General features: G+C 63.0%; 1 protein-coding gene. It reads right to left on the bottom strand.

All coding sequences use genetic code 11. From position 1 onward, the window contains the following. Window positions 1-429, bottom strand: a 429-nt coding sequence (locus AC3WJI_RS21700; protein WP_492759379.1) for a flagellin, incomplete at its 3' end; no start/stop codon positions are given. Between the last annotated feature and the right edge of the window lie 77 nt (window positions 430-506).

Genomic DNA, 506 nt, shown 5'->3' with positions numbered 1-506 from the left:
GCCGCCCGAGGCCTTCAGCAGGTTGGTGCCGTTGAAGTCCGACGAGTTGACGATCGTGGTGATCTGATCGCGCAGAGCCACGAAGTCGTTGTTCAGCGCCGTGCGCGTAGCCGAATCGATGCCGGCGTCAGCAGACTGATAGGCCTTCGCCTTCATCTGGTTGACGACGTCAGAGATCTGCTCTGCGCCCGCGACTGCGACGTCGGTCACGCTCTTGGCGCGGCTCAGCGACGAGGAAACGGCCTTGAGGCCGCCCATGTCGCCGCGAAGGCCCTGAGCGATGGTGTACGAAGCCGAGTCATCCTTGGTCGACGACACGCTCAGGCCGGTGTTGATGCGGCTCTGAACCTGCGACATGCCCTTGGTCGTCTCGTTGAGGCTCTGGAGAGCCGCCATCGCGCCGACGTTGGTGTTGACGGAGAAACCCATGATATTTTCCTTCTTGGACTAGAGCCGCTTCTGCGGCCCGGATCGGAGACGCCGATCCGCGACCTGACGCATGCGCG

Source organism: Sphingomonas sp. FW306-1B-B10E (assembly GCF_058782005.1).
This window is presented reverse-complemented; position numbering and strand designations above follow the sequence as displayed.